The 15,174-nt window shown below is 68.1% G+C and carries 14 protein-coding genes; 9 read left to right on the top strand and 5 right to left on the bottom strand.

The features are described 5' to 3' along the window. Positions 1-569, top strand: a 569-nt coding sequence (locus AC16DP_RS14490; RefSeq protein ID WP_483956726.1) for an AHH domain-containing protein, incomplete at its 5' end; no start/stop codon positions are given. Between the two features lie 16 nt (positions 570-585). Further along, positions 586-1,149, top strand: coding sequence for an imm11 family protein (locus AC16DP_RS14495; protein WP_329728737.1), 564 nt, complete (start codon positions 586-588; stop codon positions 1,147-1,149). Between the two features lie 15 nt (positions 1,150-1,164). On the opposite strand, the gene AC16DP_RS14500 is transcribed toward AC16DP_RS14495, so the two are convergent. Next, positions 1,165-2,130, bottom strand: coding sequence for an alpha/beta fold hydrolase (locus AC16DP_RS14500; RefSeq protein ID WP_329728736.1), 966 nt, complete (start codon positions 2,128-2,130; stop codon positions 1,165-1,167). A gap of 325 nt (positions 2,131-2,455) precedes the next feature. Here AC16DP_RS14500 and sppA point away from each other — a divergent pair, with 325 nt between their 5' ends. The 4 genes from sppA (at position 2,456) to AC16DP_RS14520 (ending at position 8,865) form a co-directional block, all read left to right on the top strand. Then, positions 2,456-4,255 (top strand): signal peptide peptidase SppA, encoded by a 1,800-nt coding sequence (gene sppA, locus AC16DP_RS14505; protein ID WP_329728735.1) that lies wholly within the window; start codon positions 2,456-2,458, stop codon positions 4,253-4,255. A gap of 69 nt (positions 4,256-4,324) precedes the next feature. Then, positions 4,325-5,695, top strand: coding sequence for a hypothetical protein (locus AC16DP_RS14510; RefSeq protein ID WP_329728734.1), 1,371 nt, complete (start codon positions 4,325-4,327; stop codon positions 5,693-5,695). Positions 5,696-5,730: 35 nt separating this feature from the next. Beyond that, positions 5,731-8,091: a tetratricopeptide repeat protein gene (locus AC16DP_RS14515; RefSeq protein WP_483956727.1), complete on the top strand. Its 2,361-nt coding sequence runs from the start codon at positions 5,731-5,733 to the stop codon at positions 8,089-8,091. A gap of 18 nt (positions 8,092-8,109) precedes the next feature. Then, entirely contained in the window at positions 8,110-8,865 is a 756-nt protein-coding gene (locus AC16DP_RS14520) for a DUF5953 family protein (RefSeq protein ID WP_329728732.1), read from the top strand. A gap of 43 nt (positions 8,866-8,908) precedes the next feature. Here the strand turns inward: AC16DP_RS14520 and AC16DP_RS14525 are convergent, their stop codons facing one another. Beyond that, positions 8,909-9,199 (bottom strand): hypothetical protein, encoded by a 291-nt coding sequence (locus AC16DP_RS14525; protein WP_329728731.1) that lies wholly within the window; start codon positions 9,197-9,199, stop codon positions 8,909-8,911. A 231-nt stretch (positions 9,200-9,430) separates the two neighbouring features. After that, positions 9,431-10,363, bottom strand: a complete 933-nt coding sequence (locus AC16DP_RS14530; protein ID WP_329728730.1) for a DUF2381 family protein — start codon at positions 10,361-10,363, stop codon at positions 9,431-9,433. 182 nt (positions 10,364-10,545) lie between these two features. Between AC16DP_RS14530 and AC16DP_RS14535 the strand changes: the two genes are divergently transcribed. The 3 genes from AC16DP_RS14535 to AC16DP_RS14545 all read left to right on the top strand — a co-directional run bounded on the left by AC16DP_RS14535 (position 10,546) and on the right by AC16DP_RS14545 (position 13,006). After that, the gene (locus tag AC16DP_RS14535; protein WP_329728729.1) at positions 10,546-11,040 is read left to right on the top strand and encodes a hypothetical protein; all 495 of its coding nucleotides are present in this window, start codon (positions 10,546-10,548) and stop codon (positions 11,038-11,040) included. Further along, positions 11,037-11,618, top strand: coding sequence for a hypothetical protein (locus AC16DP_RS14540; RefSeq protein WP_329728728.1), 582 nt, complete (start codon positions 11,037-11,039; stop codon positions 11,616-11,618). Before AC16DP_RS14535 ends, AC16DP_RS14540 begins: the two co-directional genes overlap by 4 nt. A gap of 320 nt (positions 11,619-11,938) precedes the next feature. Further along, positions 11,939-13,006 carry a cyclic di-GMP-binding domain-containing protein, MshE-related gene (locus AC16DP_RS14545; RefSeq protein WP_329728727.1) on the top strand — a complete coding sequence of 356 codons (1,068 nt, stop codon included), beginning with the start codon at positions 11,939-11,941 and terminating at the stop codon, positions 13,004-13,006. A gap of 13 nt (positions 13,007-13,019) precedes the next feature. Here AC16DP_RS14545 and AC16DP_RS14550 read toward each other — a convergent pair whose 3' ends face one another. Both AC16DP_RS14550 and AC16DP_RS14555 read right to left on the bottom strand, forming a co-directional pair. Continuing rightward, positions 13,020-13,604, bottom strand: coding sequence for a Uma2 family endonuclease (locus AC16DP_RS14550; protein WP_329728756.1), 585 nt, complete (start codon positions 13,602-13,604; stop codon positions 13,020-13,022). A gap of 100 nt (positions 13,605-13,704) precedes the next feature. Further along, entirely contained in the window at positions 13,705-15,168 is a 1,464-nt protein-coding gene (locus AC16DP_RS14555; protein ID WP_329728726.1) for a tRNA modification GTPase, read from the bottom strand. Positions 15,169-15,174: the final 6 nt, after the last annotated feature.

A 15,174-nucleotide genomic window follows, 5' to 3' on the forward strand; every position in this document is an offset into this window, starting at 1 on the left:
GGGTGCTCATGCTGGTGGCCAGCCTGGGCGTGGCCAAGGGACTGCCCCCGGTGCCCGAGGGCGGACTCACGGCGTTGCTGCGCGCCCCGCGCTACGCCCTCCCCGAGGGCCTGTCCCTGGAGGGCGCGTCAGCGGTGCAGATGGTGGCCGACGGCACCGTGCTCGTCACGGGCGTGGCGGCGGGCACGGTGGCGACCTCAGCAGGCAGCGCCTGCACCGATGGCTCCGAGAAGACGGACGGCTACTCTTGGCACCACCTCGCCACCGACAAGAACAGCATTTCAACGCTGCGCGGTGGCCCATGGACTCCCCTATTCGAGGACTTCTTCGAGATGGCGGGGATGAGCCTGGACGCGAAGGAGAACCGCATCTACCTCAAGGGCCATAAGGGCCCTCATCCCAAGGAGTACCATGACGAGGTATATAACAGGCTCCAACGAGCCATGAGGAACTGCGGGACGCTTGCTCAATGCAGGAGCAGGCTGGTGACAGCACTCAAGCAAATCGCGGACGAACTCTGCACTCCCGGTTCACATCTCCACCGGCTGATAACGAAGTCAGGGGATTGAGTTCGAAGCGAAAAACATGTCCAGGTACTATCAACTGAGAGATGACCTCTATCACCCCGGGCGCTGGCACCTGAGGACGCCTGTCGATGAGCACGGGCAGAAGCTCAATCCCTGGCAATTCACCGAAGGCCGCTGGCTCGAGCCCCAGGGAATCATCCGGTTTCCCGTGAGACCCGACGGAGTCGCGCTGGAGTTCACCCTGGACTCTTTCGCCACCCCCGTGGTCCACGGCCGCGTCGTCCAGCTCTTCGAGCGCATGGGCATCCAGGAAGTCCAGTTCATCCCCGTGGATGTGGAGGGCCAGGCCGAGCCCTGGTTCATCCTCAATGCCTTGCGCATCCTCCGCTGCATCGACGACGCCCGCTGTGCGGAGGTGCGGTACTTCACGCCCGAGGATGGCCAGCCCGAGAAGGTCGGCGAGTACAAGAACGTGCGGGGAATGCGCATCGACCCGGCGAGGACAGAAGGCGCCCGCGTCTTCCGTCCGTGGGGCTGGTACCTGTCCCTCCTCGTCTCCGAGGACCTCAAGCAGTCCCTGGAGCGCGAGGGCATCACCGGCACGTGCTTCACCGAGGTGTGAGCCAGGCCCCGCCCCCTACCAGCACCGCGCGGCGAAGGCGGCCAGCTCGCGGTTGAAGCGGCGGGAGTCCTCCCAGAAGGGCGAGTGGCCCACGCCGGGGTAGAGGGACAGCTGGGCCCCGGGCACCAGGGAGAGGATGTGGCGGCTGGAGGCGGGCAGCACCACGCGGTCCTCCACCCCGTGCGTCACGAGCACCGGCACGGTGAGCCGGTGCAGCACGTCGTCATGGTCCTCGGAGCGCGAGCCGAGCGCCTCGCGCACGTACGCCGGCACCATCTCCGTGTAGGCCAACACGCGCTTGCGCGTCTCCTGGGACACCGGCTGGTGGTGCAGCAGCGACACGAAGCGCTCCAGGGTGGCGCGGCCGTGGCCCGCCTCCTCGGTGAACAGGCCCGGGATGAGCGCGAGCAGCTCGGGCGACAGCAGCCCGAAGGCCTCCTCCGAGCCGCTCTTCACCAGGGCGGACACGAAGTGCACACCGGCCACGTGCTCCTGCCCGAAGTTCCGCAGGTAGTCGGCCACCACCATGCCGCCGTAGGACCAGCCCACCATCAGCGGCCGCTCCAGCTCCAGCGCCGACATGACGGCTTGGATGTCCCGGGCCCACACGCGCCCGTCCCCATAGCCCCCCCGGGGCTTGTCGGACAGGCCGTGCCCCCGCAGATCCATGGCCACCAGCCGGAAGCCCAGGCCCAGGGCGCTCTGGAACTGCCGCCGCCACGCCAGGTGGCACTGGGAGAAGCCGTGGACGAAGAAGAGGGGCGGCCCGTACACGTCCCCCGCGTCGTACACGCGCAGGGACACCCCCCCGGCGCCCTCGACGGTGTGGATGCGCACGGGGATGGGCTCGAAGAAGGGCGACTCGTTCTCGGGGTCCCGCCACGCCGAGGGCGGCTCCAGCACCGTCACGGCCGGGCCCTGGCGGGTCCGCGCCATCGGAGGAGGCGTCTGCACGGAGAGGGAGAGGAGTTCGTCCATCATGGCGCGGAGTCCTTCGGGATGCACGGGAGTCGACTCCGCTAGGAATAGGCATCCCCCGCACGAGCGGGAGCCCCCCTTCTCCAGAAGTCCTCCGGAAGCCCGGCTCGCACCGGAAATCCGTCCATCCCCGGACAATCCGTTTTCCCTGGAGGGAGGAGGGAAGGGGGGCTTGCAGGGAGCGGGCCGGGAGTGCGCGGCAGGAGACGTCTGGCCGCCCTGCGCGCCGGGGGGCACGGAGGGCATACAGGGGCGGGCGTCGTCACGGGAGGCGGTTAGTAGTAAGCCCTCGCCGTACACGGACACGCAGGTGGAGGGAGCCTCGCGCATGAAACGCATCTTGATTGGACTGCTCGCGGTGGTGGGGGCGCTGACCCTCCTTTTCACGGGGTTGGTGTTGGGGCTGCTCTTCATGGGGGCGTCGAACAAGCCGGGGGTACCGGGGCAGGTGGTGTTGGAGCTGGAGCTGGACGAGCGGCTGGTGGAGCACGTGCCGGAGGACTCGTGGGCGAGCGCGTTCGGCCCGGAGCGGCTGACGGTGAGGGACGTGGTGGACGCGCTGGAGCGGGCGGGGGGAGACGAGCGGGTGAAGGGGCTGGTGGTGAAGGTGAACGGGACGCCGGGGAGCACGGCGGTGGTGCAGGAGCTGCGCGACGCGGTGAAGGCCTTCCGGGCGACGGGGAAGAAGGCGGTGGCGTACGCGGACACGTTCGGCGAGGGGGACAACTCGACGGGGGGGTACTACCTGGCCTCGGCCTTCGACGAGGTGTACCTGCAGCCCTCGGGGGAGCTGTCGGTGACGGGCATCGCCATCGAGACGCCCTTCGCGCGGGATGCGCTGGCGAGGCTCGGGGTGAAGCCGCGGATGAGCAAGCGCCAGGAGTACAAGGCGGCGGTGAACACGTACACGGAGCAGACGTACACGGCGCCGCACCGGGAGGAGACGGAGCGCTTCCTGACGAGCCTCTTCGGGCAGATGGTGAAGGGAATCGCCGAGGGCCGGGGCCTGAGCGAGGAGCAGGCGAGGGCGGCGATGGACGAGGCGCCGCTGCTGGCGCCGCGGGCGCTGGAGGCGAAGCTGGTGGACGGGCTGCTGTACCGCGACGAGGTGTACGCGAAGGTGAAGGAGGCGGCGGGCGAGGGGTCGGAGCTGTTGTACCTGGAGAAGTACCTGGAGCGGGCGGGGAGGCCGAACCGGACGGGGGGGCAGACGGTGGCGCTCATCTACGGGGCGGGGGAGATTGCCCGGGGCCGCAGCCGGGCGAGCCCCATGTCGGGGGAGGTGACGATGGGGAGCGACACGGTGGCGGCGGCGTTCCGCAAGGCGGTGGAGGACACGAGCGTGAAGGCCATCGTGTTCCGGGTGGACAGCCCGGGAGGCAGCTACGTGGCGAGCGACACGGTGCGGCGCGAGGTGCAGCGGGCGCGGGAGAAGGGCAAGCCGGTCATCGTGACGATGGGCTCGTACGCGGCGAGCGGGGGGTACTTCGTGGCGATGGACGCGGACAAGATCGTGGCGCAGCCGGGGACGCTGACGGGGAGCATCGGGGTGTTCAACGGGAAGATGGTGACGGCGGACTTCTGGGAGAAGCTGGGGGTGAACTGGGAGCCGTTGGGGGCGGGGAAGAACGCGACGATGTACAGCTCGGACATGGAGTTCACGCCGGAGCAGCACGCGAAGAACGAGGCCTTCCTGGACCAGGTGTACGCGGACTTCACGAGCAAGGCGGCGGCGGGGAGGAAGATGCCGGTGGAGCAGCTGCGGGAGGTGGCGAAGGGGCGGGTGTGGACGGGGGAGGACGCGAAGGAGCGGGGGCTGGTGGACGAGCTGGGCGGCTTCCCGGTGGCGCTGAAGCTGGCGAAGGAGGCGGCGAAGCTGGAGGGCCCGGTGCGGGTGGAGGTGTTCCCGCGCAAGAAGGGGGCGGCGGAGGTGCTGTCGGAGCTGCTGGGGGAGAAGCAGGGGGACAACAGCGACGACGAGGCGGCCGCGGGCGCGCGGATGACGGCGCCGTGGGAGCCGGTGCTCGAGGAGACGCGGGTGCTGTACCGGCTGGGCGTGCAGCTGGGCGTGGTGGGCGAGCCGCGCCGGCACGTGCTCTCCGCGCCGGTGCCCGAGCCCACCTGGTAATGCTCAGTAGTCAGGGACTGCCTGCCCATGTGCTCGCCGGAGCCAGGGGCAGGTGATAGAAGCCGGGCCATGTCACGCCGTGACCTCTGGCAGAAACTCTACGAGCGCTTCGACCCGGAGTTGCCCGCCCCCATGGAATGGCGGGCGCCCCGTCCCCACAGCCCGGCGCAGAAGATTCTGGAGACGTTGGATCGGCCCTTCGGCACGCCGCGCATCCTGCTGATGGGAACGGTGGGCACGGGCAAGACGACGGAGTTGATGCGCGTCGCCGATGAGCGCGAGAACCGCGAGCTGGTCGTCTTCCTGGACCTCGAGCGGCACTTCACCAACGTGGTGAAGGACCCGAATGCGCTGCACCTGATTCAAGCCTGGGAAGTGTGCTTCCTGGCGGGGCTGGCGCTGGTGTTCCAGTACAAGGAGCGGTTGGGGCTCGAGATCGACCCCGAGATGGTGAAGCAACTCGGCCGGGCCTGGCAGGGGCTCGCTGTGGCCACGAATACCCCGAATCCCCAGCTCGACCTGGGCTCCTTCGCCAAGGAGGCCCTGGAGTTGGGGGCAACCCTGGCCACCACGGGAGCACTGGGCGTGGAGGCGGCGGGGACGGCCTGGGGGCTCAAGACGGCGAAGACCGTGATGGGCTCCATGCGGTCGTGGATCTGGAATCTGCCGCTGGGGCGCAGTGAGAAGACAGTGCCCGACCAGGAGCGGCAGGTGCAGGAGCTGCTGGGCGCCGTCAACCTGCTGCTGGGTGAAGTGCAGCAGAAGCACCGCAAGGTGCTGCTCATCATCGATGGCCTGGATCGAATCCGGGATGTCAAACGCGCGAAGGAGCTCTTCGTCGAGTCACAGCTGCTCTCCCAGCTCAGCTGTCCCCTGGTGGTGTGTGGTCCCTTCGCGCTCCGGCACCACGTGGCCACGGCTGGAGTCCGTGGCTTCAAGGCCAGCGCCCTGGTGAATGAGCCCGTCCTGGACCATGACGACCCGAGCCGCCCCGGAAAGGGAGTGGAGTTCTTCTGCAATGTGTATGCTCAACGGGTGAAGGATCTCGGAAACGAGGCCCTGGAACTGGTGGATCGGAAGCTGCTGGTCGAGCTCGCCTACCGCTCGGGCGGGAGAGCCAGGGATTTCGTCCGGTTCATCCGCTCGCTCGTCGAGCTGGCCTGGGACCAGGATGCATCCACGGCGACACCGGAGTTGGTGAAGCAGGTATTGGATGAATGGCGTCTGAGACAGGAGACTGGACTGAACAAGGATCACATCCGGCTCCTGCAGGAGGTGATGAGTGATCCGAAACACGAGCTGCCGTCAGGCGAGCTGGCGCATGAGCTGCTCGACTACCATCATCTGCTGCCCTACCCCAATGACTCGGAATGGTACTACCCCCATCCGCTGCTGACGATGCATCGGGTCCAGCCACCCCAGGCTGGCTCCGCCGGCTGAAGATTTCGCTGGGGCTGTCTCGTGCCGGGCTGCTGGTGCTGGTGGACCACGCCCGCCCCGAGCGGCTGGGGGAGTTGGTGCGGACATTGCTGCCCATCGCCCCGGAGCTGGAGGTCCACACCGAGGCCTACCGGCTGGCGGAGGCAAAGCCCGGCTCGATGCTGGTGCTGATTGGGCGCACGGAGGACGCGGACTGGCTGAACATCAACCGGCCGCTGTTCGCCTCGCGTGAGCTGCGAGTGGTGCTGTGGTGCACGCGCGAAGTGTCCGAGGCGTTGTTGAAGCGCGCCGTGGACTTCCTGGACTGGATTTCGCTTCGGTTGGAGTGCCCCGCGGGACCGGCCCCCTACGCGGTGGCGGGGCTCCGCTGTGCGCTGGCCGCCCGGGTACCTGGCATCGTGTGGACGGGAGGAGACCTGGAGGCGAGCTTCGCCGCTGCGAGACCGCGCCGGACACTTCGGCGGATCAGCGCGGCGAGACCGTACGAGGAGCTCGTCGCGGAGGCGAAGGCAGCCGGCGGGAGGGAGTGGCTCGCGTGGACGGAAGTGGATGGAGACTTCCGGCTGCGACGGGTTCGCTGGGCGATGGCCGAGGCGGGACGCCGGACGAGAACCATCCTGGTGGAACCCGCCGTGCGGTCCCCCGGGTGGTGGGAGATGCATGCGCGGGTGGCGGAGCCAGCGGAGGCCTGCGAGCGGCTGAGGAGCGCTGGGTCGAAGCAACCGGGCCGGTTGGCGGCGCTGGTGGACCTGGAGCCCGAAACCATCCAATTGCTGGGTGGACTGCTGGAACGAGGCGTCGAAGAGCACTTCCTGGACGGGGAGCTGCTGAAGAGTGCGGATCCTGGAGCGGCTGTCGGGCGGCTGGCCGCTGAGCAGGGTCTGGTGATGGAGAAGGAGCAGGTCCGTGGAAGGGCGCCCCCACCCGTGATGCGAGCATTTGGAGCGGAGCGTGACCGGATACGGCGGCTGCATGAGGCGAAACTGAACACCATCGAGCAGCGGTTGCACGGCGAAGAGCAGGTAGACGCCGAGGAAACGTCTTTCTGGGCCGCGAGTACCCGCTCCACGCGATTCATACCAACCGGAAGCCGAGGTGAGTTGGCGGAAGTCCTACTTCGGAGGACACCTGGGACAAGTGGGCGCTGGGATCAGGCCGCCAACATCGCCCTCCTGGCGGGAGACGCGGATGTAGCCCATCTCTGGGCTCGAAGAGCGTTCGAGACCGACAATGAGCAGTGGAAAGTGCTCACCCAGGCTCTCATCCAACAAGGACGATTCACCGAAGCCGAATCACTTCTCCGCCGCCAGCTTCAAGCTGAACGGACTTCAGCTCTGGCTCGCGGGTGGATCCTTCACGAACTGGGAGTAGTTCTCGACAGTCAGGGCAAGTATGCCGAGGCGGAGGCTCTGCTTCGCCAGTCTCTCTCCATCTATGAGCAGGCGCTCGGCACACACCACCCCAGCTACGGCGCTTCGCTCCACGTCCTGGCCGGGGTGCTCGAAAGTCAGGGTAAGTATGCCGAGGCGGAGGCACTACTTCGCCAGTCTCTCTCCATCCATGAGCAGGCGCTCGACATACACCACCCCAACTACGGCGCTTCGCTCCACGAATTGGCCAGGGTACTCCAAAGTCAGGGCAAATATGCCGAAGCGGAGGCTCTGTTTCGCCAGTCTCTCTCCATCTATGAGCAGGCGCTCGGCACACATCACCCCAGCTACGGCGCTTCGCTCCACGAATTGGCCGGGGTGCTCGAAAGTCAGGGCAAATATGCCGAGGCGGAGGCGCTGCTTCGCCAGTCTCTCTCCATCGATGAGCAGGCGCTCGGCACACACCACCCCAGCTACGGCGTTTCGCTCCACGAATTGGCCAGGGTGCTCGAAAGTCAGGGCAAGTATGCCGAGGCGGAGGCTCTGCTTCGCCAGTCTCTCTCCATCTATGAGCAGGCGCTCGGCACACACCACCCCCACTACGGCGTTTCGCTCCACGTCCTGGCCAGCGTGCTCCAACAACAAGGCCGATACGCCGAAGCAGAAGCGTTACTCCGCCAGTCCCATTCCATCATCGAACAGGCACTCGGCCCTCGACATCCACGGCTCTGCGCTGTTCTCGCGAACCTCGGCTCCAACCTGGCCGCACAGAATCGCCCACAGGAGGGAGAGGCGTTTCTGCTGCGCGCCGCCAGCATCGCCCGTGCCGCCCTTGGGCCGAAACATCCCGAGACAGCGCAATTCCTTACCCAGCTCGCACGAGTCCAGGCCGCGTTGAAAAAGCCCGAAGCCGCCATCACGGCCCAGCAGGCCATGGACGCCCTGCTCGGCGCTCTGGGGCCGGAGCACCCCATCACGAAAGAGGCGCTTCCCGGACTCCGCCAGATCCTGGCGGGCAACAATTAAGTTCACAGGGTGCAAACCATGACCACTCGGGCTCGCCTCCATCTGCACGTCTACGCGCCAGCGCTCACCACGGACGACGGGCGCCCGCTCGCGGCCGTGGAAGGGATGGAGCGGGCACTCCCCGGGTTGCGATTGGCGTGGCGGGTCTCGGATGCGGGGCGGCCCATCGCGCTTCCCGAGCGTGAGGCGTGGCTGGCTGAGTCGATAGCGGACGGCGAGTTCGGGTTGCTGTGCAATGGGGACGAGAGCTACCCGGTGACGATGAATGGGCGGCGGGAGAGCGCGATGGCGAGTCCGGGGGGCGAGCCGCTGCTGATCGTCCACGCGAAGCTCCCGCAGGACGACGCCGTTGTCGCCGCGGCAGGAGACATGTTGGAGAATGTCGCGGAAGGCGTGCGCGCCCGGTGGGGCGTCGTGGCGCCGGGACCCGTGAGGCTGGTCATCGCGGCGCAGACGGGCCCGAAGTCAGGTGGGCCGGAACATCCTCCTCACGGACTGCCCATGCTCAAGCTCCCGTGGCACATCCGCTCGCCCAGGCTTCCTCAGTACCTCGGGTGGATCAACTACTGGTCCGCAGCCGCCGCGGAGGCGCTCGGCTTCCCGGACCCCACCCGCGATGCCGAGCTGCTGGCGCGGGCCCGGCGGACGGAGTCTGGAGGGTGGGTGGTGAGCCTCACCGAGGCGCCACTCGACCTGGACAAACCCGCCCACCTCGAGACGCTCAAACAGGCCTACGAGCGATTCCCAGAGATCGGCGGGCGTGCGGAGACGTGACAGCGCTGCATCTACCCTGGTGAAGAATCCGGGCTGAATCAGCTCACCGGAACGCGTCCACGACGAAGACCATCGCGGTGGGGGACTCCAGGATGGCGATCCCCGGCTTGGACTCGGGCCTCTTGCGCAGCTGCCCCTTGCCGAGCCGGGCCACCGCGCAGATGGGTACCTTGTCGCCTTCCAGGGGGTGGGCCTCGTAGTACCGGATGACGACCTGGGGGCCTTCCGTCCAGACGCGTCCGTACAGACGGGATGGAGAGCTGAGCGTCCCCAGATCCTCTTCCAGGATGCTCTCGATGGGCCCCTCGTAGAGCGTGATGGGCCTCGTACTCATCTGGTTCGCATCGAGCGAGACCCAGGCTGAATCCCCGACGCTTATTCTCAGATACCGCATCACCTCGAGGGCCTTCGCCGGGCACTCGTCCGCCACCGGAGATCCATCCGCTCGCAGCGCTACTTTACCCGGAAACGGGGAGGGAGCCGTGGCGCAACCCGCCGACATCAGAAGCACGAGGGAGGAGAGAAGGAAGGCCTCCGTCCTACGCATCATGGGCATTGCTCGCTCCTACTCCTGCACCAGTTGGGGATCCAGCGAAACGGCCAGTTGCTGGAGGCCATCATCGCGGAAGATTTCCAGGACGAGGCCCACCATGCCCTTCTCCGAAACAAACGCGCTCTTGTCCACCACGACGGCGAGACTTCCCGACGCCCCGGAGACGATCTCCGCCCGGTTCATGCGAAGCGCGAATGGCTGGGCCGTGCGGGATGTCGAATCGGAGGACAAACGGGCCTCCTTGAGGCTCCACGGCCTGTCCCGATGCGTGTTGTCGAGCCGGATCACGACCGCTGCCTTGCCGTTTCCCTTCCCCGAGAAGATCTCGACCTTCATGCCCACGTCCCCATCGTTCAGCTCATAGGAACTCTTCCGCCGGAAGGGCACCTGCTTCACCTCGCCATTGGACAGCAGCGTGGCGTAGGCGTGGTCGATGGAGTTCTCCTCCTGCTGGTAGCGCTCGACCTGGTCGCGCAGCTCGCGCTCGCTCTGGAGCGCGCGGTACAGGGAGGCAAGCACCGCGTCGTAGTCCTCACGGCTGGCGAACACGTTGACCTGCTGGTCCACCTCGCGGTTGCCATAGGACTGCTCGTGGGACGTCACGATGAATGGCAGCTCCGTCCCATCCACGAGCGTCACCCGGAGCAGGAACGGGTTGCCGGGGGTGAGGTCGCGCAAGGGATAGAGCAACACCCACCTGCCCGCGCACACCACGGGCTCGAAGTGGCCTTCCCACCCCAGCATCGCCGTGCGCTCGGGGTCACAGGGCTTCTCCAGGCGCAGGAGCGTGGCCACCCTTCCCCCCACGTACACCCGGGGCGCCTCGCTCCTCGGGTGCTCCGAGAGGATGAGGGCCCGCTCGATGGGCTCCCGCCCCCGGGCCACGGCCACGGCCGCGGCGAGGACCAGAAGCAGGGTATACTGCGGAAGTAGTTTTTCGCGCATGCGGCGGGTGAACCTAACAGGTCATGCGGCATGCCGCCAGTCCTCCCTTCACGGTCCCGGGCAACCGTCGGGAAGCGGGCACTTGGCGCATGGTGCCCGGGCAGCCCAACGGATGGAGGGTGGACGCAGGCCCATCATCCCTCCTGGAGTCCCCCCCTTCCCATTTCGGGGCCCTCTCGAACGTGAACACTCCAAGACGAACTGAACGCCTCAAGACCCTCGCCGTTCTGCTCGCCCTCCTCTCGGGCTGCCTACCCGCCAAGCGAACCAGAACCATTGTCACGGGTGCAATCGAACCCAGACACTTCCAATTCGTCACGGTCGTCAAACAGACCGGCACCAAACCAGGTGGCTGGCGCGCCGCATGCGTTCACGTCAACATCCAGCGAGTCACGGGAGAGTCCTTCCTTTGCAAATTCGGAGTGGACGTGCCTATCGAGAACGAGGACGCCCATTTCTCCGTTCCCCTCGCACAGCGCATCGCAGCAGAACGCGCCAATGAGGCCGCCCGCCTCGTCTTCAGTTCCGCCACACCGGCATCCGGACTTGGTTTGTTGTGCGAGGACTTCAAGGCGGAATTCGGTGCCTTGTTGGGCGTCTCCATCCGTGGCTCGCGTGTGAAGACGGCCTGCCATGAGAAGACCATCCCCGTTCAGTTTGGAGAGTGGATCCCATGAGCCGCACGGACTTGACCCCGGAGCAACTGCTCTCCATTGCAAGAGAGTACTGGCGCCCGGACAGGTACCAACATCTCACACAAGAGCCGAGCCCGGAGGATCACAAACGCGAAGCACGCTGGGCAGAAGTGCTCCAGAAGGCCGACCGCTGGCATGCATTCTTGAATGCCCTGGCTCAAGAGCTTCCCGACTTCACCATTGGAGATGGCACCGCGACTCCGGACGCCTGCTTCCGCTGTGTCGCCTATCCCGTCAAGGGCCGGCCGCTGCCACCTTTCGACTGGGTCGTCGTGGGCTGCATCAGCATCCTGGCGCCCATCTACATGCTCTACGGAATCGAATTCGAGCGGGCCGGCAAGGTGCGGCTCCGTTCCACGGTCCGTTTCGAGCCCCTCCCTCCCCCGATGAGGCACCCGGCCGACATCTTCGCCAGGAAGATAGAGGAGACGTTCGGTGTCAGTGCGCTCCCGCGTGAGGTCGCCGAAATCCCCGTCCCGCTCGTCGTGGAATGGAAGGAGCCTCCCGAGACGATGCTCTTCCATGCGCTCTTCTCGAACCAGCCCGAGAACGTGCCTTGACCCCCCGCCCCGCTCCTCGGGACGCCCCAGGAGGCCAACGGCATGGCTGCCCGTCACGCCACGCCTGCGGAACTCCAGGGAACCACTACGAGCGGGCCCCGGCCCCGAGCCGTTCCGGGCGCTCCCCCGGCAGAGGGGGGGCGTCCTCCGCCGCCGTCTGGAAGCGGACACGGGGCCCGTCGCACGCCCCGGATAACCAGACAGCCCCTGAAGACAGACAGGAATTGGCGCCTGGGGGCAACCTTCTGACGCGAACGGACAAGACAGCCCCGGTGGAAATGTTCTAGAGAGCCGCCCACGCACGCACGGGGGAGCGGCCAATGCAGACGAAGAAACGGCTGGGCGAAATCCTGGTGGGGCTGGGAGTGCTGGACGGGTTGCAGTTGCAATCGGCGCTCGCCTACCAGCGCAAGTGGGGAGTGCCGCTGGGGCAGGTGGTGGTGGATCTGCGCTTCTGCACGGCGGAGCAGGTGTTGGAGGCGCTGGCGAACCAGACGGGCGTGCCGGCGATGAACCTGGACGCGCAGCGGGTGGACGCGCGGCTGGCGGCGCTGGTGCCGAGGCGGCTGGCGGAGATGCACCGGGTGGTGCCGCTGTGGCTGGAGGGCCCGCGGGACATGGTGCTGGTGGTGGCGATCGCCGCGCCGGCGAGCCTGCAATCACTGGACGCGGTGCGCGGCGTGGCGTGCAAGGCGCGGGTGGTGCCGTGGCTGGCGACGGACGCGGCGATTGGCCGGGCCATCGAGCGGCTCTACCAGACGGGAGCGGAGACGGCGTCGCGGCGCGCGGAGGTGGAGGCCATCACGCTGCCCGAGGCGGACGCGGACATGGCGGTCTACCCGGACCGCATGGCGGAGGGAGGGCCCTTCGACGAGGGGCGCGGCATCCTCCTGCCGGACCTGAATCCCGAGCGCGAGACGTTGGACATTCCGCTGCTGGAGCCGCTGGAGATGGAGGAGCTGGCGGGGCTGTTGGCGCTGCCGGAGGAGGTGGAGGAGGCGGGCGCGGTGCTCATCTACGGGTGGGGAGCGGCGGCGGCGGCGGGGCTGGTGCGGGTGTTGGGGGAGGCGGGCTTCCGGGCGAGCGTGGCGAGCACGGAGCAGGTGCTGGCGGCGGACGAGCGGGCGGTGGTGCTGGCGCCGTTGCCGTCGCTGGAGGCGATGAGGCGCAGGCCGGTGGCGCAGCTGCTGGTGGCGGGGAAGGTGCCGGAGCTGGACGTGGAGAGGGCGCGGGCGCTGGGAGCGCGAGGCTTCCTGGCGGCGCCACTGGACACGGACCTGATGCTGCGGGCGGTGAGGCGGCTGCTGCGCGCGGCGGGCGAGAGGCCCCGGGTGCCGGCGGCGCAGCGGGCGGTGGCGGAGGCGCCCCGGCTCCGGGCGGCGAGCTGAGGCGCCTCGGGGGTCAGCGGACCCGCTCGAGGAAGCTCTCGGTGGGCATCCAGAGGGAGGAGAGCTCGATGGGGAGCGAGTGGAAGGGCTCGGTGCGGACGATGGAGTCACCCTCGTAGGAGGCGACGAGGAGCCAGCCGCGCTTGACGCGCTGGAAGACCTCGAGCGTGTGGGCGGCGGGGTCGACGAGCCACACGTGGGACACACCGGCGCGAGCGTAGGCGGGCAGCTTGCGGGTGCGGTCGAGCGCGGCGGTGGAGGGGGTGAGGACCTCGCAGATCCAATCCGGGGCGAGCGTGAGGAAGGGCTCATCGGGCGTGGGCGCCTCGGAGAGCCTGTCGCGGCGCCAGCCGGCGAGATCGGGGACGAGCACATCGCGGCCGAGGCGGAGCTCGGGAGCGCGGAGGAAGCACCAGCGGCCGGAGCCCCCGCGGCGGGGATCGAGCCGTTCACCGAGTTCCACTCCCAACATGAAGGCGGCACGGGCCTGACCTGGCGCCGGCCGGGGCGAAGCCACCAGTTCCTCGTCGAGGATCTCCCCAACCCATCCCATGGGCAGCGCCTCGAGAGCCGAGTACGCCGCCTGGCTGTTGCACATCGGAATCACCCTGTCCTCCTCCGGCCCTGGTGAGTGGGGGCCGGGCAGGGGAAGCATTCTAGGGAGGGGTCTGACACACGCCGGGAGGCGGGGCGGGTGTCTACTTACCGATACAGAAGCGCTGGAAGATGGCGTCGAGGAGGGCCTCGGAAGCGGAGGTACCGGACACTTCGCCGAGGGACTCGAGGGCGAGGCCGACTTCCCCGGAGACGACCTCGAGGGTGGAGAAGCGGCAGGCACTTTCAGCGCGGGAGAGGGCGTCGGCGGTGCGCCGGAGGGCATCGGCGTGACGTTCGGAGACGAGGGCGACAGCGGAGGGAGCACCGCCGCCCCACAAGCGCGAGAGCATCTGGGAGCGGAGCAACTCGACGCCCTCGCCCGTCAACCCACTGACGGCCAAAGCGGAAGCAGCCACAGTGGAAACAGAATCACGGACAGAACCCCTCTCCCCTCGGGAGAGGGACGGGGTGAGGGTGCCCGCATCCCAGGTTGAGCCCGAGTCAATCCCCTCTCCCTCTGGGAGAGGGTCAGGGTGAGGGTCAGCGGTAAACCGAGTCCCCCGGACATCACACTTGCCAGCCACGAGAAGAACAGGAGTGGAGCCCGCGTCACGGAGCCACCGCTGAGCATCCAGCTCACGGGCCTCGGGGGGAAGCACGAGCACGGCGAGGTCAACGGAACCGAGCACCTCGCGAGTGCGAGCAATGCCCAGCGCTTCCACGCGGCCAGGAGCCTCACGAAGCCCGGCGGTATCGAGCAACACCACCCCGAGCCCATCCCACTCGACGCGGGCCTCCAAGACATCACGGGTGGTCCCCGGCTCCTCATCAACGAGGGCGCGCTGTTCACCCAGGAGCCGGTTGAACAGCGTGGACTTACCGGCGTTCACGGGCCCGTAGAGCGCCACACGGGCCCCGCGGCGAACGAGCCGTCCACGGCCCACGTCGGCGAGCAACGAATCCGCGGCGGCCCGCAGCCCGGAGACACGGGCCTCCATGCCCGCATCGGCGCCCTCGGCCTCCTCGGGAAAGTTCAGCACGCCCTCGAGGTCCGCATGGAGCGAACGCAGGGGCTCCTCCAGCCCGCGGACGCGAGCGGCCAGAGCACCCGCGAGCCCCGCGGCGGCGGCCCGCACCGCGGCCTCGGAGTCCGCCGCGACAAGGTCCGCCACGGCCTCGGCGCGGGTGAGATCCATCCGGCCATGCAGGAAGGCGCGGCGGGTGAACTCCCCGGGCCCGGCGTGGCGGATGGCGGGATGCTCCAGCGCACGCGCGAGCAACATGCGCAGCAAGCGGGGGCTGCCATGGGCCTGGAGCTCGACGACATCCTCGCCGGTGAAGGAGTGAGGAGCGCGGAAGAACAGGAACAACCCCTCGTCGAGCACGGCGCCGGAGGCATCGACGAAGGAGGCGAGGTAGGCGTGCCGGGGAGCCGGGGAGGAGGGGACACCGGGGGCGAGCATGCGGCCCACCTCGAGGGAGGCGGGGCCGGAGAGGCGGAGGATGCCGACGGCGCCGGAGGCGGGGGCGGTGGCGAGCGCGGCGAGGGTGGCGGGGGAGCTCATGGAGGG

It is taken from the genome of Archangium sp. (assembly GCF_057119385.1).